Origin of the sequence: Caballeronia sp. AZ7_KS35 (genome assembly GCF_023631045.1) — a bacterium.
Classification (GTDB): Bacteria; Pseudomonadota; Gammaproteobacteria; order Burkholderiales; family Burkholderiaceae; genus Caballeronia; species Caballeronia zhejiangensis.
In genome coordinates this window covers 1-17,153 of record NZ_JALQDV010000052.1, presented here as the reverse complement: position 1 = coordinate 17,153, position 17,153 = coordinate 1, and the positions used below count along the sequence as shown (strand labels likewise).

General features: G+C 62.0%; 16 protein-coding genes and 1 pseudogene. 9 read left to right on the top strand and 8 right to left on the bottom strand.

What is annotated here, in order from left to right; all coding sequences use genetic code 11:
- Window positions 1–239: 239 nt before the first annotated feature.
- The 6 genes from NCT05_RS31840 (at window position 240) to NCT05_RS31815 (ending at window position 5,893) form a co-directional block, all read left to right on the top strand.
- The gene (locus NCT05_RS31840) at window positions 240–1,604 is read left to right on the top strand and encodes an LLM class flavin-dependent oxidoreductase (protein ID WP_250504035.1); all 1,365 of its coding nucleotides are present in this window, start codon (window positions 240–242) and stop codon (window positions 1,602–1,604) included.
- Window positions 1,605–1,643: 39 nt separating this feature from the next.
- Entirely contained in the window at window positions 1,644–3,008 is a 1,365-nt protein-coding gene (locus NCT05_RS31835) for an acyclic terpene utilization AtuA family protein (protein WP_250504034.1), read from the top strand.
- A 2-nt stretch (window positions 3,009–3,010) separates the two neighbouring features.
- Window positions 3,011–3,322: a DUF4387 domain-containing protein gene (locus NCT05_RS31830; RefSeq protein ID WP_250504033.1), complete on the top strand. Its 312-nt coding sequence runs from the start codon at window positions 3,011–3,013 to the stop codon at window positions 3,320–3,322.
- Entirely contained in the window at window positions 3,322–4,185 is an 864-nt protein-coding gene (gene ribB, locus NCT05_RS31825; RefSeq protein WP_250504032.1) for a 3,4-dihydroxy-2-butanone-4-phosphate synthase, read from the top strand. Before NCT05_RS31830 ends, ribB begins: the two co-directional genes overlap by 1 nt.
- An 18-nt stretch (window positions 4,186–4,203) precedes the next feature.
- Window positions 4,204–4,701 (top strand): flavin reductase family protein, encoded by a 498-nt coding sequence (locus NCT05_RS31820; protein WP_250504031.1) that lies wholly within the window; start codon window positions 4,204–4,206, stop codon window positions 4,699–4,701.
- Between the two features lie 262 nt (window positions 4,702–4,963).
- Entirely contained in the window at window positions 4,964–5,893 is a 930-nt protein-coding gene (locus tag NCT05_RS31815) for a LysR family transcriptional regulator (protein WP_250504030.1), read from the top strand.
- 207 nt (window positions 5,894–6,100) lie between these two features.
- On the opposite strand, the gene NCT05_RS31810 is transcribed toward NCT05_RS31815, so the two are convergent.
- The 3 genes from NCT05_RS31810 to argC form a co-directional block, all read right to left on the bottom strand.
- The gene (locus NCT05_RS31810) at window positions 6,101–7,486 is read right to left on the bottom strand and encodes an MFS transporter (protein WP_250504029.1); all 1,386 of its coding nucleotides are present in this window, start codon (window positions 7,484–7,486) and stop codon (window positions 6,101–6,103) included.
- 477 nt (window positions 7,487–7,963) lie between these two features.
- Window positions 7,964–8,416, bottom strand: a complete 453-nt coding sequence (locus NCT05_RS37080) for a GNAT family N-acetyltransferase (protein ID WP_350030099.1) — start codon at window positions 8,414–8,416, stop codon at window positions 7,964–7,966.
- A gap of 17 nt (window positions 8,417–8,433) precedes the next feature.
- Window positions 8,434–9,411 carry an N-acetyl-gamma-glutamyl-phosphate reductase gene (gene argC / locus NCT05_RS31805; protein WP_250504028.1) on the bottom strand — a complete coding sequence of 326 codons (978 nt, stop codon included), beginning with the start codon at window positions 9,409–9,411 and terminating at the stop codon, window positions 8,434–8,436.
- A 402-nt stretch (window positions 9,412–9,813) separates the two neighbouring features.
- On the opposite strand from argC, the gene NCT05_RS31800 reads away from it, so the two are divergent.
- Entirely contained in the window at window positions 9,814–10,275 is a 462-nt protein-coding gene (locus tag NCT05_RS31800) for a hypothetical protein (RefSeq protein WP_250504027.1), read from the top strand.
- A 44-nt stretch (window positions 10,276–10,319) separates the two neighbouring features.
- Here NCT05_RS31800 and NCT05_RS31795 read toward each other — a convergent pair whose 3' ends face one another.
- Together NCT05_RS31795 and NCT05_RS31790 are read right to left on the bottom strand one after the other, a co-directional pair.
- The gene (locus NCT05_RS31795) at window positions 10,320–11,252 is read right to left on the bottom strand and encodes a tyrosine-type recombinase/integrase (protein WP_250504026.1); all 933 of its coding nucleotides are present in this window, start codon (window positions 11,250–11,252) and stop codon (window positions 10,320–10,322) included.
- Between the two features lie 47 nt (window positions 11,253–11,299).
- Window positions 11,300–11,998, bottom strand: coding sequence for a nucleoside 2-deoxyribosyltransferase (locus NCT05_RS31790; RefSeq protein WP_250504025.1), 699 nt, complete (start codon window positions 11,996–11,998; stop codon window positions 11,300–11,302).
- Between the two features lie 244 nt (window positions 11,999–12,242).
- Between NCT05_RS31790 and NCT05_RS31785 the strand changes: the two genes are divergently transcribed.
- Window positions 12,243–12,839, top strand: coding sequence for an H-NS histone family protein (locus tag NCT05_RS31785; RefSeq protein WP_250504024.1), 597 nt, complete (start codon window positions 12,243–12,245; stop codon window positions 12,837–12,839).
- Window positions 12,840–12,910: 71 nt separating this feature from the next.
- Here the strand turns inward: NCT05_RS31785 and NCT05_RS31780 are convergent.
- Together NCT05_RS31780 and NCT05_RS31775 are read right to left on the bottom strand one after the other, a co-directional pair.
- A pseudogene (locus NCT05_RS31780) lies at window positions 12,911–14,451 on the bottom strand (methyl-accepting chemotaxis protein).
- A gap of 29 nt (window positions 14,452–14,480) precedes the next feature.
- Complete coding sequence (locus NCT05_RS31775; RefSeq protein WP_250504023.1) at window positions 14,481–14,843, bottom strand: chemotaxis protein CheW; 363 nt, start codon at window positions 14,841–14,843, stop codon at window positions 14,481–14,483.
- Between the two features lie 293 nt (window positions 14,844–15,136).
- On the opposite strand from NCT05_RS31775, the gene NCT05_RS31770 reads away from it, so the two are divergent.
- On the top strand, window positions 15,137–16,351 hold the full coding sequence (locus NCT05_RS31770) for a glycosyltransferase family 87 protein (RefSeq protein ID WP_250504022.1): 1,215 nt from the start codon (window positions 15,137–15,139) through the stop codon (window positions 16,349–16,351).
- 426 nt (window positions 16,352–16,777) lie between these two features.
- On the opposite strand, the gene NCT05_RS31765 is transcribed toward NCT05_RS31770, so the two are convergent.
- A complete protein-coding gene (locus tag NCT05_RS31765) occupies window positions 16,778–16,966 on the bottom strand; it encodes a DUF3717 domain-containing protein (RefSeq protein WP_350030098.1) in 189 nt (62 codons plus the stop codon).
- Window positions 16,967–17,153: the final 187 nt, after the last annotated feature.

Below are 17,153 nucleotides of genomic sequence, written 5' to 3'. Positions count from 1 at the left end.
CTATTCGTCGAGCGGATGAATGTCTGCGCGCGGTGCGGATTCACTCGTCCGAAGCACGAAATGGGTGCGAATCAGGCTTGCCGACAAGCATACCCAAATCGTTGCGGCGTCCATAGAGGCCGATTCATTCGATATGCCTATAGATCTATCGGACAGTACAAATTGTCCTCGGCACCTGGTTAGGAATACCTTTGCTTCCGTGCATCCCACTGCTCAATTCAATACGAGGACAACCACACATGACTTCCGTAAAGCCACGACAAATGGCGCTGGTCGCCTTCCTTCAGGCGCAAAACTGCAGCAACTACGCGGGTTCGTGGCGCCATCCGTCGAGCATGACGGACTATCTGTCACCCGAGTACTACCAGCGCGTCGCCCGCACGCTCGAAGAAGGCAAGTTCGACATGGCGTTCTTCGACGATCGCCTGGCGATGCCCGACATCTATGGCAATAGCCATCGCGAAACCGTGCGTTACGGCGTGCGCCCGATCAAGCTCGAACCGACCTCGGTGCTGATGGCGATGGGCATGGTGACGTCCCGCCTGGGTCTGGGCGCGACGTATTCGACGACATATTACGAGCCGTACCACGTCGCGCGTCTGTTCGCCACGCTCGACCTGATGACGAAGGGCCGCGTGGCCTGGAACGTCGTGACGTCGATGAACGACTCGGAGGCCGCGAACTTCGGCGCCAACGAGCACCTCGATCACGACGTTCGCTACGACCGCGCCGACGAATTCATGGAAGTGGTTATGGGCCACTGGGACACATGGCGCGAAGGCGCCATCGTGGCCGACAAGCAGGAAAGCTATTTCGCCGACCCGTCGATGGTGACACGCCTCGATCACAAGGGACGCTTCTTCGATTCACGCGGTCCGCTGACGGTGCCGCGTTCGGCGCAAGGGCACCCGGTCATATTGCAAGCGGGGCAGAGCGGTCGCGGGCTGGACTTCGCCGCCCGTTGGGCCGAAGTGGTCTTCGCGAAGTATCCGACGCTCGAAAGCGGCATCAAGCAATACCAGGCATTGAAGGCGTGCGTCGCAGCGGCGGGGCGCGATCCGGCCTCCATCAAGATTTGCGCGGAAGTGAAGATCATCGTCGGCGACACGGAGGCCGATGCACGCGAGAAATACGACGTAATCGCTTCGCTGTCGCGTCCGATCGATGGACTCACGATGATCGGTGAAACGCTGAACATCGACTTCGCGGGGCGCCCGTACGATCAGCCGTTCACCGATGAAGAACTCGCCGCCGTGTCGTGGCAGAGCCTGCGCGACAAGGTGGTGCAGGTCAGCGGCAAGCGCAATCCGTCGGTGAAGGATTTCGTCGAGGCGTCCGGGCGCGGCACGCTGCGCGACGGTCCGTGCTTTGTCGGCACCGGCGCGCAGGTGGCGGAGCAGATGATCGAATGGTTCAACAAGGCGTGCGACGGTTTCGTGCTGTCGGCGACCTATGTGCCCGGCACGTATGAAGACATCGTGCGTCTCGTGATCCCCGAGCTGCAAAAGCGCGGCGTGTTCCGCAAGGAATACGAGGACGGCACGCTGCGCAGCCATCTGGGTCTGCGCAAACCGCGCGCCGGCGACTGGCGCAATCCGTCGTGAGACGCGAATGACCTGGACCATAGAGGAGAACCCGTCGAAATGACGTCCAAGACAGTACGCATGATGTCGGCAAGCGGCATCCTGGGGTATGGCTTTCCCGAGGCATCGATTCGCGCGGCGATGGAGCGCAAGCCGCATATGTTCGGCGTGGACGGCGGCAGTTCAGACCCCGGCCCGTATTACCTCGGCTCGGGCAAGACGCTGAACTCGCGCCTCGCAATGAAGCGCGACCTGTCGCTGCTGGTGCGCGCGGCGATCGCCTCGGGCGTGCCGATGATGGTCGGCACCGCAGGCGGCGCGGGCGGCGAACCGCATCTGCAGATTTGCGCCGAGATCGTCCGCGAGATTGCACGCGAGCACGATCTGCATTTCAAAATGGCGCTGATCCACGCTGAGCAATCGAAGGATGTGCTCAAGCGGCGGCTCGGCGAAGGCCGCATCCGCGCGCTCGACGACGCGCCGCCGCTCGATGCCGACGCACTCGACGGCGCGCGCCGCATCGTCGGCATGATGGGCCCGGAGCCGTATCGCGCCGCGCTGGAAGCGGGCGCGCAAGTGATTCTCGGCGGACGCGGCACCGACCCGTCGCCGTGGGTTGCGCTGGCGACGCATCACGGCATGCCGGCCGCGTCGTCGTGGTACGCGGGAAAGATGCTGGAATGCGCGTGCAATGCGGCGTTTCCGAAGAAGCATGATTGCTTGCTCGTGACCGTCGGCGAGGACTATGTCGAAGCCGAGCCGCTGAATGCCGAACTGCGCTGCACGCCGCTGTCCGTCGCGGTGCAGGCCTTGCATGAGACGTCGAGTCCGGTGGTCCGCTACGAGCCGGGCGGCCTCGTCGACACGACGAACTGCCGGATCGAAGCCGTGAACGAGCGCGTCGTGCGCGTCTCGGGCATGCGCTGGGAGCCGCAGCCGTACTCGATCAAGCTCGAAGGCGTGCGCAGCGTTGGCTTTAGCGCGGTGACGTTTGCCGCGACGCGCGATCCTGGCCTGATCGCGCAGATCGATACGTTCCTCGATTTCGTGCGCGAATCGACGCGCACCAAAGTCACGGCGCTCGACATTGCCCCCGGCGATTATCAACTGGTGCTGCGCGCGTATGGCCGCAATGGCGTGATGGGTGCGTGGGAGCCGACGACGGGTGTCGTGCCGGTCGAGATGGCGATCGTCGCCGAAGTGATCGGCAAGACGCAGGAGATCGCCAACGCGGCGTTGTCGCTGGCGCGGGTGACGCTGCTGCATTCCGACTTCGCAGGACGCATGTGCCGCGAGGGCAACATGGCGTTTCCGTTTTCGCCGTCGGATATCGAGCGCGGCGAAGTCTACGAATTCATGCTGCAGCACGTCGTGTTTCCGGACGATCCGCTGGAGATGTTCCCCATCGAATACGAGGAGGTCTGACGATGGCCCGACTCAAAGACATCGCGAAGGCCTGCAAGAGCAAGAACGCGGGACCGTTCCACATCACGCTCGACATCATGTTCGACGACCCGGCGCTTTATGAAAAAGTCCGCGCGTCGGGTGTCATTACCGCGCAGCGCATTGCGTCGCTGTATCAGATCGAGGTCGAGCAGGTGCGCTTTACCGAGTATCCGCCCGCACTCGCGTGGAAGGCGACTTTGCCGCGCCGCATTGCGTCGGGCGCGATCGGCGACACGGATATTTACGGCGCGCAACAGCATGCGCCACTGCTCGATATCGAGGTGCCGCTGTAATGAGCGGCGCCGCTGACTTCGAGTCTCATGGACAGACAGGCAAGGTAATCGACATGCAAGACGCCAATTCCATCATCGAGGCGCGCGCGGACGCGGAGTTGTGCGACGTGCGCGAATTTCCGGAGCGCAAGGGCTCCGTCTTGAATCCGCTCGACGCACGCGCCGACTCACGACAGCCGAGCTATCAACCCGCGACGCCGACGTTGGCGCGCAATGTGCCGGGCCGCCGCCGGGATGATGCGAAGCCCGCGTTCGACAGCGTGCCGGCAGCGATCCGCGCGATCGAGCGCGGCGAGTTCGTTCTCGTGGTAGACGATGAGGATCGCGAGAACGAAGGCGATCTGATCATCGCGGCCGATGCGGTGACGCCGGAAACGCTGGCCTTCATGGTTCGCCACACGAGCGGCCTCATCTGCGTCTCGATGCCGGGACGCGTGCTCGATCGTCTGCGTTTGCCGCCGATGGTGCAGCACAACGATGACCCGTTTCGCACGGCGTTTGCCGTGAGCGTCGATTTGCGTCAAGGCGTGACGACCGGAATTTCCGCCGCCGACCGCGCCGCGACGATCTCGGCGCTCGCGGCGACGAAATCGATGGCGGACGACTTCGTGCGTCCCGGTCATGTGTTTCCGTTGCGTGCCCGTGAAGGCGGCGTGATGGAACGCCCCGGCCACACCGAGGCGGCCTATGACCTCGTACGTCTCGCCGGGCGCGGCTATGCCGGCGTGCTGTGCGAAGTGGTCAACGAAGACGGCACGATGGCGCGGCGGCCCGATCTGGTGCGCTTCGCCATCGCGCACGGCATCGCACTCATATCGATTGCGCAACTGGTCGCGTACTGCGGCGCGGCTGAAACAGCCTGAAACGCGGGGAGAAAAAACATGCATGCCATCGACAGCAAGAGCCTGCGCAAGACGCTCGGCGCATTTACCACGGGCGTAACGGTGATTACGACGCTGGATGCCGACGGGCGGCGCTACGGCGTCACCGCCAATTCGTTCAGCTCGGTGTCGCTCGATCCGCCGCTCGTGCTGTGGAGCCAGGCGACCACCTCGCGCAGCCATCCGGCGTTTCGCGACACGGAGCGCTTCGTCGTCAACATCTTGGCGGAGGACCAGATTCACGTCTCGGATCGCTTTGCGAAATCGGGCGACGACAAGTTCGACGGCGTCGAGATCGATGAGGGTCTGGCTGGGTTGCCGATCATTCGCGGCGCGGCCGCCTTCCTCGAATGCCGCAAGATGGCGACCTATCCGGGCGGCGATCACGTCGTGTTTCTCGGTCTGGTGGAGAATCTGTTTCGCGGCGATCGTGCGCCGCTCGCCTTTCGCGACGGCCAATACCTGACGCGTCTGGCGCAGCATCTGGCCGAGGCGTAGCCAGCGCGGGCAACCCGCTTCGATGCGTCAGGCGGTGCATCGATGCGGGTGGTTCACTGCTGGTGCGGGCGTCGACTCTTGCGCGCGAGAGGTCGGCGCCTACGCGTTTTTCGCTACTCGGTAGCGCGCTTTCGAGGCGGATGCGTGTGCGGGCTGCGTGCTACCATCGCCGCTACAACTTCAACGCGGTACTGCCGATTCGTTTGGAGGCTGCGGCGCCGGAGCGACTGCTTCTGGCGTACCTTGATTCTTGCCCGACCAAATGGACAATCCCTCGTTTCGCTTTCACCTTCCCGAGTTGGAAACGTTTCTTGCCGTGCTCGAAGAAGGGCAGTTCAGCAAAGCGGCCGAGCGGCTCTGCATTTCGCAGCCAACCGCATCCAGCCGGGTGAAGAAGCTGGAGTCGGTTCTGCGGGTACAGCTGCTGGTGCGCACCACGCGCCGCGTCGAACCCACTGAAGAAGGCCGGCTACTGCAGGCTGCGGCGACCGACGCGCTCAGTGGTCTCTATGACGTGCTGCGCCAGTTCCGCGGCCGCTCCGAAGCCGCGCGCAATCGCGTCGTGGTCGCCGCGACGCCCATGATCGCCGCGACCTTTCTGCCGCAAATCATCCATTCCTATTGTGAGCGCTTTCCCGACGTAACTGTCCAGCTCAAGGACATGCCCTACGAAAACGTGCTCAAGACCATCGCCGACGGCTCGGCCGACCTGGGCGTGGCGGCCGTCGACGGCGATTGCGACAACCTGCTGTTCCGTCCGCTGGCCGAGGAGCCGGTGGTGCTGATGGCGCCGGCGGCCCATCCGATCACGCAAGCGCAAAAGGTGACCGTGGAGATGCTGATGCCTTACCGGCTGATCCTGCTCGCGCGTTACAGCGATTTGCGGCAGCGGCTCGCACAGGCATTCGATGAACGCGGCGCCGTCTTCGATGCAACGACGGCGGCCACGCTGCCGACGCTGCTCGGCATGATCGACACGGGCGGCTTTCTCACCTTCATGCCGCGTTCGCTTGCGGAGTCGAATGCGCGCCGCAATCGCGCGACGCGTGAACTCAGCGACTTCCAGGCGATGCGCTCCTACGGCAGCATCGTCACGCGCAAGGCGGTGCAGACTACCGCGATCAAGAGCTTTCGCGAGCATCTGCACAAGGAGTTCGAGGCATCGTTGCAGGCGGCGGGCACGGCGTCCTGAACTGCCGCCCGTTGTTGCTGCAGGACATTCGTCGCGGTTGATTCTCCCGCTCATCTCTTCCCATATGATTCTCACGTCGCGCACACAAGTTTGCGCTCGTCGCTCGGTCCACGTTTGCACCTGATCCGTTTTGTTGGGCCAATAAAAATGGCGTCACGGTTGCAAGCCGTGACGCCATTCGCGACATCCCTTCGTTTTCTGCAGCGCTTAGGGCGTGCTGCTTCCAATCACGGTGGCGCTCGGCACGGCAGCGGCATCATTGCCAGCGTGTGTACGCTCGCCGACGTAGCCCATCGAATGAGCGCGATGACGCAGCTTCATGTAGCCGATGCCGCCGAGCGTCGCGATGAACCCGGCCACCGATACCATGCCTGCGAGGTAGACCCAGGAGCCCGTTTGGCGCATCAGGAACTCGGCGAGGAGCGGCGTGGGGGCACTGAACAGAATCGATGCAATCGCGCCCGACACGGCCACGCCGGTGTAGCGGTACTCCGCCGGGAACAGCTCGGCGCTCATGCTGCCGACCACGCCGTACGTGGTGACTTGTCCGCACACCATCGTGAGCGACAGCGCGATACCGACGAGCAGCGGATTCGCCGTATTCAAGGTCAGGAAGAGCGGGACGCTGGCCAGCACCGCGAACAGCGTGCCGAAGAAGAAGACGCGGTGTGCGCCGATTCGATCCGCGTAGGCGCAGATGATCGGAAAGGCGATCAGATCGATGAGCGAGGCGATCATCACGAGATTGAACGTGGTGGCCTGCGGCATCTTCAGATGGAACGTGGCGTAGGACACGAAGTAGGTTGCCACCATGTAGAAGACCACGGCGAACGACGCGGACATCGCGGTGGCGACCAGCGTGGGCAGCTTGGCGTGACGCAGCACGTCGGCGATCGGTAGTTTCACACGACGGCCGGCGGCCTTCACACGCTGGAAGTCTTCCGATTCCGCGACGCCGAGCCGGATGACGAGGCCAATCAGCACCAGCCCGAAGCCCGCGATGAACGGCACGCGCCATCCCCATGCGAGTCGCGCGTCAGGCGGCAACAGGCCGACGAGCGCCATCGCGCCGGTCGAAAGAAACAGCCCGAAGCCGCTGCCCATCTGCGGGGCCGCGCCGTATAGACGGACCTTGTGCTTGGGCGCGTTCTCGACGGCCACCAGCACGGCGCCGCCCCATTCGCCGCCCACCGCGAGGCCTTGCAGCAGACGCAACACGACGAGCAGCACCGGCGCGAGCATGCCGATCTGTTGATAGGTCGGCAGCAGTCCGATTGCGCCGGTGGCCACGCCCATGAGCACGAGCGTGAAAATCATGGTCGACTTGCGGCCGATGCGATCGCCGAGATGACCGAAGATGAACGCGCCGAGCGGACGGGCCAGAAACGCGACGCCGAACGAGGCGAAGGCGATGAGGCGCGCCATCGCAAGGTCTTTGTTCGGGAAGAACAGCGGCCCGAAGTAGAGCGCGGCCGCGGTGCCGTAGATGAAGTACTCGTACCACTCGACCGACGTGCCGACACAACTGGATACGAGGGCGCGCCGTGCCTGTTTGACCTTATCGACCCCGGTCCGGGTGTGTTGCTCTGCCATGGTGTCTCCTGATTTGAATAATGTACCGTGAGTCGGTAGCCGCGAGGCACGACATCGGCCCTTTAGCCAGCTAGGTCACATTCTCGTCAAGCACCGCCGAGGCATCCATGCGATGACCGAATAGATTGATTGGATTTTCGGAAGAATGCGGGGCACGCGTTGGCAAAGGGCCGGTGCGAAAGCATCTCCCTCAGTGATTTTTTAATGACCGCTTCGCTGCGCATGGCGAACGCCTCGGTCCCTATGTGCGAACGGCGGTTCTAGCCGACAACTGCGCGTTGAGCATCGGGCGGGTTTCGGAGTGGACCGGTCATTCAAGCGGCCGCCGCATGGCTCAGGCGAGTGACGGAAAGTGGCCGCGTAGAGGCAATGCCACCTGCGATCTCGCCCGAAACCCGCCAACAGCGGGCCCGGACGAAACCCTGGTTGCTTGAATTGGATGGCGACCTCGACCGGCGGCTGATGGCCGACCTGAGACTATACGGTCACGCCGAACTGGCTTCGGTATTTAACGAAACCGCGCTTTGAGTCGGCGCGGAACCCAGCACGTTCGAAAAATCGATGGGCGTCCCTGCGAGTCTCCGAACTAAGAAGCATCATTTTCGAGCAATCGGATGCCTGGCAGAACCGTTCCGCTTCCCTTAGTAGCGCCTGCCCGATCCCGGTACCTCGAAAGTCTCGGTGAACGACTAGATTTTCGACCACTGCAAATGGCTGGCTGGCGTACATTGCGTCCATACAGAGCCCGATTAGTACGGTCCCGCGAACCTCGCCGTCTACTTCACAGACTAGAAGCCGCGTGCGACGGTCCGACTCGAGGGCAAGAACCTGGGACTCCGCGACGCGCACGTTATTGTCGTTGATGAGTTGGCGATACAACAACTCAACGGCGCGGGCGTCCGCGCTCTTTGCTGTTCGGATGACTTGCATGAAGTCCATGAGCTTGCTCACGGCCAGAGTGAAGCGCCGTCCAGGCCTGCGGTTTCCGGCAAGCCGCACATCAGGTTGGCGTTCTGCACTGCCTGACCGGCAGCGCCCTTGCCAAGGTTGTCGACCGCGCCCATGGCGATTACCAAGTTGCGTTCAGGGTCAGCGGCGTAGCTAACGAAGGCGAGGTTCGAGCCGGTAGCCCATTTCGTCTGCGGCGGTTTGTCGGTGACGCGGACCAACGCACGGTCAGCGTAGAAGCGTCGCGCCGCGTCTAAGCACTGTTCGGTAGTGGTTCGGCCCCGACAATACGCGGTGACGAGCACGCCACGGGTCATGGGCACCAAATGTGGCGTGAAGACAAGACCGGCCGCGCTGCCGCCGCTTAGCCGCTCAATTGTCTTGCCAATCTCGGGCATGTGGACGTGTTCAAGAAGACCGTAAGGTATCAAGTTCTCGTTTGTCTCCGCGTAGCCGAACTTGCTTTCAGCGCCGCCGCGACCGGCACCGGAAATACCCGTTTTCGCGTCAATCACAATGTTCGCGGGCTCGATCAGCTTCGCAACGAGAAGCGGAGCCAAGGCATTGAGCGTCGCGGCGGGGAAGCAGCCAGGGTTGGCAATGCGGAGTTGCCCCTCGATTCGGGTCGGCCAGACGTCGGCGAGGCCGTACACCCAACCATCGACGTATCGGTGATCCCCGCCAATGTCGACGATCTTCACGTCGCGTGGGACGCGAGCCAGCGCCTCGGCCGACGCACCCGTTGGCAGGGACGCAAACAGCACGTCGAGTTCTGGAAGGGTTGCCGGGTCCCACTTCTGAATCACCAGCTCCGCCAGCCTCGCCGGCACCCCGGGGAAACGGTCGGCTAACCTGCTGCCCGCGCTGCCCTCGCCCGCAGCATAGACTAGCTCGAAAGACGGGTGGCTTGCGATGAGACGCATCGCCTCACCACCGCCAAAGCCGCTGATCCCCACAATCCCAACGCGAACGCTCATCGTAGTGCCTGCTATCGGAGTGATTGAAGAGGCTCATTCTATGGCAATGAGGGAGCCGGGAATGACGGGCGGGTTCTTACATCGGTATATTCGTCGACGATCTAGGCGGATGCGTCGAATGACGGCTATTGGCCGGAATGAGCCGGACGGCTCGCCCCTTCGCCGCGCTCCGTCCACGAGTCTGCCCTTCGGCTTTTATCCCAATTTTGGTCTGACGAACGCAAAAGCCCCGCTCAGGGCTCTTTTTTGCTCCTATCCTTAAGGCGGCGGTCAGCACCACGGCGCGCTGTACCGCGCCTGCCAACACCGTGGCTCGGTTCTTTGGCCGGGCAGCAGGCCATTCGACCAAAGTCATTAACTCGAAGCGGCTTTCGGAGAGGGCCTCCAACTGCAGGAGGTAACATGTTTCTGTGCTACCTGATTGACCCTGACAGACGGTGCATAACCAAGGTGAATGATGGGTTCGACCGTGCATCCGAGCTGACCGGCTGTGAGCACCCAGGACTCGCCGAACTGTGGACCGATTTTGCGGACTCGACGCTTGACGTTGCGTACTCGCCAGACACGGATGAGGAGCCGTCGTTTCGCGTACGTCTTTCCTTTCGTGGGAAGACGATAGAGCACGCAATCAGCGGAAAGGGCGTGTTAATTGCCTGTGGTGAAGTTCCTCCCGAAATCGCGCAACAAATACAGACGGCGAAAGCGGTCGAGAAAATGGTCGAGTTCTCATCCGCCCGCTATATAGCCGTTGATGGATGGCTCAAGGGTGGTTCCAGCGTGACGCGTGCGCCGGCTCGACGCGCGGCGTCGAACGGTCGTTTAGGCTCGCAGGAAGACCGTGACAAAGCATCTGGCAAGCGATGACGCGATGACGGTAACCGGTTGTGACCGACGCCGGCCGCAAGCCACTAAGCCAGTGCTTCCGACGCCTCACATGACCCGAGTGTTTGACGAAGGCGAGTCGCAGTGCGATGGCTCGACAGGCCCATAAGATTGCTCACTTGCTCATTGGTTTTGCCGGCGATGATCAGCCGACGACCAAACGTGTTTCTGAGCAAGCGTGGACTCTCGTCGGCCGCCGACAGGTCCGCACGGCGTAGCGCTACGCGGACACATTTCAGCATCGTATCCGGCAGCATCGGCTTGCCGCCCGCAGTGGCTATGAACAGCCATTGCGTCGGGGCCTGAATGCGGCTGCGCGCCTTGTGATATTCGCGCAGCACGTCGACCGCGAAAGATTCGATCGGCACCCGCCGTGCAATGCGAGGTCCATGCTTGTCAACGAAGACAGTGGGGCGCTCGCCATGCACATCGAGGTCGTCGACGCGCAACTGCTTGAGTTCGGCGGCCGTGACCCCTGACGCGAGAAATAGCGCCACGATCGCCGTGTTTCGCAGTTCCTTGAACGCCGCGCCCTCAGTTGCAACGCACACCGCTTGTAGCCGTGCATCGTCTTCCGATGAGAGATAGATCGGCGTCGGCTCGTCTTGTGGCCAGCTCTCATTGACCAACATCTGTGCCGCCGGATTGTCACCGCGCAATTCGATGTTCACGAGGTGACGCGTGAACCGGTCGATGAGCTTTAGATAGCGCAGGCGTGTCGTCGTGCCGGAAGCGCAGTCCTGCGCCAGTTCGGCGAAGAATCCATCGATGTGGTCCGCCCCGAAGCTCGCCACCGTCGCACGGTGCGCGATCAGATAGTCATTGAAGCGCGAAAACATCGAGCAGTGCTGGACGATCGATTGGTCGGCGAACGCCCGGCGATCGGAGCCGGCGGCTTCTTCTCGTTGCCATTGGACGTAGGCGTCGTACGGTGCAACAAGCCAAATATCGTCAGACATAGAACTCGATATACTGAAATTCGCTCAACCCAAACCCTACAGCGAAGCTAACGCTTCGCCAACCCCGAGCCACCAGCGCTGGGGGTACCTTCGTCGACCTCGCTTCGAATGGTGTCGAGGCAAGCAGCCGGCCCGCCGACAACAAGCTGAACCGAGCATGCCAGCATGAGATTTACGGTTAGGCCAAAGTCTTCGATTAGGTAGCCGCCAGCACAAAAACCGCCCTCGCTCCCGATCGCGGCTGTCTTCACGCGCTCAACAAGCGTCTCTCCGCTGGACCGATATGCCCATATCGGCTTTCCAAGCGCGGCCGCAAAGCCAACCTCAAAAGCCGTCCCGCTGTCTGGTTCACCCGACCCGCGAAAGTCATCGAGGTTCGCCATCACGATATCGGCCGACCGGATCAGTTCGATGTTCGCGGCATATATCCATCGAGCAGCGTCTTGCCGTCGGAGCGAGGAGGGCAGTTGCCCGTCGAGTGGATAGAGACCAACGAAGCCGCGACCGCGGCAGAGCTGTTTGAGGTGCTCGCCGTGCTCCTCCGCGTCGCGGCGGAAGACGTCGAATCCGGCAAGGTAGATGCGCGGCTCGCTCGCGGCTCGTTCGATTGGCAAAGGAGAGGGGTCGATCCTTCCTTCACGGACCCGGCGTTTGATCCGGCTTAGCTGTTTCTTCACAGCCAAGGCGCTCTTGCCCAGACTGTTTGCAATCTGCTCGACCGGTAAGCCCTGATCGAGCAACTCCATCACTGCGCGCTGCGACTTCGTCGGATTTCTATTGGGCATCGGATCGTGGCTTCGGCTGCAGGGCTATTGGAACGCCTATGAGCTTACCAATAACCCCGCGTAGTCAAGTCACTCGCCCCTCCGGCCTCAAGCTACGCGGAGACCAACGGCGGTCGGCGGTTTCACGTTCGTTAGCCTGCGTCTCCGAGCTTGGAAGAAAAGGCGTATGGCATAGTGCTGAACGTTCGACAACCAAGGGGAGAATATGACGACCCTCTCAAACATCGAAGAAAGGATTAAGAAATTGCAGGCTCGAGCAGACGCAATTCAAAAGAAGCAGGCAATTGCTGCCGTCGCAAAAATTCATTCGCTCATGAAAGAGCATGGACTGACAATCGACGACCTCACTAATCGAGGCGGAGCTGGCGCAAAGGACTCGGCCAGCGCTGCGCTAGCTGTGACCGGCAAATATCGTGATCCAAGGACGGGGGCGACGTGGAGCGGTCGAGGCCGAGCGCCGGCGTGGATCGCGAACGCTAAGAACCGTGCGAGATTTTTGGTCTCTGCGGCAGTCGAGTCCAATGGAAGCGACTCGGGCAAGCGCACCGGGAACTACCCCCGCGGTCCGCAACCGGCGAAGTACCGAGATCCTAAATCGGGAGCCGAGTGGAGCGGCCGCGGCAAGGCGCCGGGATGGTTGGCATCGGTGAAGGACAGGACCAAGTTTCTGATCTCCACTGCTGATACCAAAACGGCTGGCACCAAGAAGCCGAAGTCAGAAACGAACGCGACGCCGGCGCGCTCCGCAAAGGCCGCAAAGACGCCGAACGCGGCAAAGGTCCCCCGCGCGAAGCGAAGGTAGCCGCGCAGGGTGGGGCGTCTTTTTCCTTTAGCCAAGGCCAAGCAATCAGCCGACCGCTCGCCAACGCCTGCTTACGTGCCGGTCTTAAACACGGCCATCGTTGCGCGCAGCGTTTCGGCCTGATCTTGAAGCGAACCGGCAGCGGCCGCCGCCTGCTCGACGAGCGCTGCATTTTGTTGGGTTACCTCGTCCATCTCCGTGATCGCCTGATTCACCTGCTCGATGCCGCGACTCTGTTCGTTCGATGCAGAGGCAATCTCGTCCATGATGTCGGTGACCTTCTGGATTGCTGCGCCGATCTTGGTCATCGTCTCTCCGGCTTGCCCGACCAGTGTGGTGCCAGTGTGGACACGCGAGCTGGACGCCTCAATCAACTCGCGGATTTCCTTGGCGGCTGTCGAGGAACGTTGCGCCAGACTGCGCACTTCGCCAGCGACAACTGCGAAACCACGCCCTTGTTCGCCGGCGCGTGCAGCCTCGACCGCAGCGTTTAGCGCGAGGATGTTGGTCTGGAACGCGATGCCCTCGATCATGGCGATGATCTAAGCGATCTTGTGCGAGCTTTCCTCGATTTCCGCCATCGTGCCCACGACATTCCCGACGATCGTCGCGCCTTCCCGTGCGACGTCGCGCGCACTCCCGGCTAGACCGCTTGCCTGACGCGCGTTTTCCGAGTTGTGCTTCACCGCCGCAGTCAGCTCCTCCATGCTCGCTGCTGTCTCTTCGAGCGATGCGGCCTGCTGCTCAGTGCCCGACGACAGGTCCGTGTTGCCCACGGCGATTTCACGGCTGGCATTTGCGATCGCGTTTGCAGACGTCTTCACACTGTCGACCGCTGACAGTAGCTGCGTGCGCATGCGGGCCATCGAGTACATGAGGCTGGAGCGGTCATTCTCGGCAGTGGCAACATCGACCGCCAAATTGTTGTCTGCGATCTGATTCGCCACTTCCGCTGCGTATGCCGGCTCCCCGCCCATCGACCGGAGAATTCCGCGATTCAGGCGCGACCCTACAACGCTCAACACGACCGCAATCACCACGAGCACGCCGAGACTCCATTCGAGGGACGTGTAGAACGCGGCATTGATGTCGTCGATGTAGACGCCGGTGACGACTAGCCAGTCCCACGGCTGATACATCGCGACATAGGACGTCTTCGGCAGGATCTCATTGGTGCCGGGCTTCGCGAACGAATAGTACGTGTAGCCCGCTCCCTGACGCTTGCCCACATCGATAAGGTCTCGATACAGATAGACGCCGTTCGGGTCCTTGAAGTCCATCATCGTCTTGCCAACGAATTCGGGCTTCATCGGATGCACAAGCACCTTCGCTTGCGAGTCGAAGACGCTGAAATAGCCGTTGTCACCGAACCGGATATCGCGGATCGCGTTGAGCGCCCCTTGCTTGGCCTGGTCCTGCGTGATTGCGCCGGCGTTTGCCTGCTGTGCGAACTCGCGAATGATGCTGTTTGCGACTTCCGTGGCGTGTTTTATGTCCAACTGCGTCTGTTCCGTGCGGATCGAGCGCATGCGAAACGCGTCGGCAACGGAGATTCCTGCGAGCATACCAGGCTAAGCAGCAGAGGCAGCCAGAGTTTTCTGGAGAAGGTCATGTCGTTGGCGTCTAGGTTTGTTGGTGTGCTTAGGCAGTGGCGCTTTCCATCAGCGCCATTTCCTCGCTCGTCATGAGCTTCTCGATGTCCGTCAGGATCAACATACGGTCGTCGATCGTCCCGATCCCAGTGATGAAGTCAGTGTTGAGCGTCGAATTGAACCCGGGCGCCGGTCGGATCTGCTCGGCCGTAAGCGTCTGCGCGGCCGAGACGCCGTCAACGACGATGCCCTTAATGAACGCGGGCGCGTTCGCCACTCGCGTCACCGAGTCATATCCGCGGATCTCCTGGACCTTCAGAATGTCGATGCAGTACTGCTCTTGGCCGACGTTGAAGATGAGGAATTCTTCGCCGCCCGCCTCGGGCGCGCCATGCCTACGTTCGCTGTTCATGTCTCCCAAGTGCTGTCTTGGTTTTTGGATTGCCGTCGCCCGTAGCAAGCCGACGCGCTTATTTGACGGACAACGGCACACCGGAAAAAAACTGAACAGAAGTTGGTCGCTGTTTTCAGGCCACGTCTCGCGCTTACACGTCAGAGTTACTGAAGAAATCGTCGACGTCCGACGATGCCGAGCGCAAACAAGCCGTCGCCGCGATCGAAAGATGCTGGTGGGCGCGCGAAGGGGCGCGGGGCATCGCACGCGCATCGCTAAAGTTCTGCGCGTCATCCGCCGTTATCGCACGGATGACGACCGAACCCGCTTCCATCGCCCCCGCCTGTGCCCGCCGTTCGCTCAACGGCTGGCGCGCGGGTGCGTACTGCGCGACCGTCCTGTTCGTCTTTCAGTGCTTCGGGCTCGTCTTCAACGCGCGGAATTCGTGGGTTAAGTACGGCCATCCCGGCGGCTGGGACTTTCTGACGTTCTGGGCCGCCTCGCGCCTCACGCTCGACGGCACGCCGCTCGCCGCGTATTCGTGGCCATTGATCGAGGAAGCCGCGGGCCGGCTCGCCCCGCATATCGTGCTGCCGGGGCCGTGGTTCTATCCGCCGAATTTTCTGCTGCTGGTGCGCCCGCTTGCGTGGCTGTCCGCGCCGCTTGCCTACGCGCTGTTCGTTGCGGTGACGTCGGCGCTGTTCGTGTTCCTGATTCGCCGCGTCCTGCCGATGCGCCACGTGCTCGTATGGATCCTCGCGTTCCCCGGTCTGTGGCTCAACGCGGCGCAAGGACAAAACGCCTGTCTCACCGGGAGCCTGGTGCTCGCCGCGTTCCTGTCGATGGAGAAACGCCCCGCGCTCGCGGGCGTGTTCATCGGCTTGCTGTCGATCAAGCCGCATCTCGCGATCCTCTTTCCTGTCGCGCTTGCGTGCGCGGGCATGTGGACGACGTTCGCCGCCGCCGCCGTGACGGCCGTGCTGTTCACGGCGCTGTCGATCGGCGTATTCGGGCTCGATATCGTGCCGGTCTTCCTACACGGCCTGAGCGAGGCCAACGGCTATATCGCGAGCGGCGTGCTGCCGTGGGATCAGACAGCGAGCCTGTTCGCGGCCTTACGCCTGGCGCACGTCGCGGTCGGTCCCGCGTATGTCGCGCAGACGTGCCAGGCACTTATTGCGATGTGCGCGGTCGCCTGGATCTGGCGCAACGCGAAGTCGCTGGAAGTCCGGGCGACCGCGCTCGTCGCGGCGACCTTCATGATCAGCCCGTATATCTATAACTACGATGCCGTATGGCTCGGCGTGCCGCTCGCTCTCATCGCCGCCCGGGCATTGCGCGACGGATGGCTGCGCGGCGAACGTGCGATTCTCGGTATCGCATGGCTGTATCCGCAGATGGGCGATCTGCTCGCCAAGCACTACGGCATCGGGGTGGGACCGCTCGTGTTCGCGTCGCTGATCGTCGTGGCGATACGGCGCGCACGTCTCGAAGCAAAAACAGGCATGAGCGCCGTCGCCGCCTGAAGCTCGGAACGGGAGCTTGCGCTGCGGATTGTCGATCGCCTACCGGTCCTGATGGTAGCCGCCGAAAAGTGGCGTGAGAACGTTGCGCGCGGCGATTCGGGCCAGTGCCAACGGCTAAGTGAAGCCGTTTTCAGAGGTTCCACTCACAGACAAGCGAGCTAAGATTGCGCCGCCTTTTGAGCGCCGCGCCGACAGGTAAGGGCACATCCCAGATGCCAAGACCATCCCACAGGCCCGCCTTGTCGAATGTTGAGACGTGAGCGTCGCCGCCGACGATCGGGCACAGCATAGACGAGCTAGTCTTGATCCTCGGCAGGATTTAGGCTGCATCAGAAGAGGCGCACGAGCGACGCGTCTCACTGTCTTTAACCGACTAGTGCTCTTCCGCGCCTTCGATAGGAGGTATCACACTTTAGTCGGATTCGCCTACAGCGGAAGCTCGCGCTGCGCTAACGCAAGAGACAGCGCCTCGTTCCGCTCGGCCGTGAGCGTTCTCGGCTCGACGGTCTCCTGCCGGTAGAAAATCATAGAGCCGTACACGTCAGCGAGAACGCGGCCGCGCGGGCAGATGGAGAAATCGTCCATTGCTGCTTGGCGCGCTCGCCAGTAGTTGATTGCTTACTCAATGTCCGTGATCGCGTACATGTTCTCCGCTCAGCGATTTGAGATAGGCCCTTAGCTCTTCGCGGCCTAGTGCCGGGTTGGCGAGCTTCAGTGCTAACGCGCTAGTGCATTGCATCATTGAATTGGCACCCCAAGTGTGTTCAGATGCAGGTCATGGGCAAAATGAATCTGACCGATA

What these genes read in the sequence shown, in the direction of transcription:
- NCT05_RS31810 (WP_250504029.1), bottom strand. Translation starts at nt 7,486, where the DNA reads ATGGCAGAGCAACACACCCGGACCGGGGTCGATAAGGTCAAACAGGCA.
- NCT05_RS31840 (WP_250504035.1), top strand. Translation starts at nt 240, where the DNA reads ATGACTTCCGTAAAGCCACGACAAATGGCGCTGGTCGCCTTCCTTCAG.
- NCT05_RS31775 (WP_250504023.1), bottom strand. Translation starts at nt 14,843, where the DNA reads ATGAACAGCGAACGTAGGCATGGCGCGCCCGAGGCGGGCGGCGAAGAA.
- NCT05_RS31785 (WP_250504024.1), top strand. Translation starts at nt 12,243, where the DNA reads ATGACGACCCTCTCAAACATCGAAGAAAGGATTAAGAAATTGCAGGCT.
- NCT05_RS31830 (WP_250504033.1), top strand. Translation starts at nt 3,011, where the DNA reads ATGGCCCGACTCAAAGACATCGCGAAGGCCTGCAAGAGCAAGAACGCG.
- NCT05_RS31790 (WP_250504025.1), bottom strand. Translation starts at nt 11,998, where the DNA reads ATGGAGTTGCTCGATCAGGGCTTACCGGTCGAGCAGATTGCAAACAGT.
- NCT05_RS31800 (WP_250504027.1), top strand. Translation starts at nt 9,814, where the DNA reads ATGTTTCTGTGCTACCTGATTGACCCTGACAGACGGTGCATAACCAAG.
- NCT05_RS31835 (WP_250504034.1), top strand. Translation starts at nt 1,644, where the DNA reads ATGACGTCCAAGACAGTACGCATGATGTCGGCAAGCGGCATCCTGGGG.
- NCT05_RS31795 (WP_250504026.1), bottom strand. Translation starts at nt 11,252, where the DNA reads ATGTCTGACGATATTTGGCTTGTTGCACCGTACGACGCCTACGTCCAA.
- NCT05_RS31815 (WP_250504030.1), top strand. Translation starts at nt 4,964, where the DNA reads ATGGACAATCCCTCGTTTCGCTTTCACCTTCCCGAGTTGGAAACGTTT.
- NCT05_RS37080 (WP_350030099.1), bottom strand. Translation starts at nt 8,416, where the DNA reads ATGCAAGTCATCCGAACAGCAAAGAGCGCGGACGCCCGCGCCGTTGAG.
- NCT05_RS31820 (WP_250504031.1), top strand. Translation starts at nt 4,204, where the DNA reads ATGCATGCCATCGACAGCAAGAGCCTGCGCAAGACGCTCGGCGCATTT.
- argC (WP_250504028.1), bottom strand. Translation starts at nt 9,411, where the DNA reads ATGAGCGTTCGCGTTGGGATTGTGGGGATCAGCGGCTTTGGCGGTGGT.
- ribB (WP_250504032.1), top strand. Translation starts at nt 3,322, where the DNA reads ATGAGCGGCGCCGCTGACTTCGAGTCTCATGGACAGACAGGCAAGGTA.
- NCT05_RS31770 (WP_250504022.1), top strand. Translation starts at nt 15,137, where the DNA reads ATGACGACCGAACCCGCTTCCATCGCCCCCGCCTGTGCCCGCCGTTCG.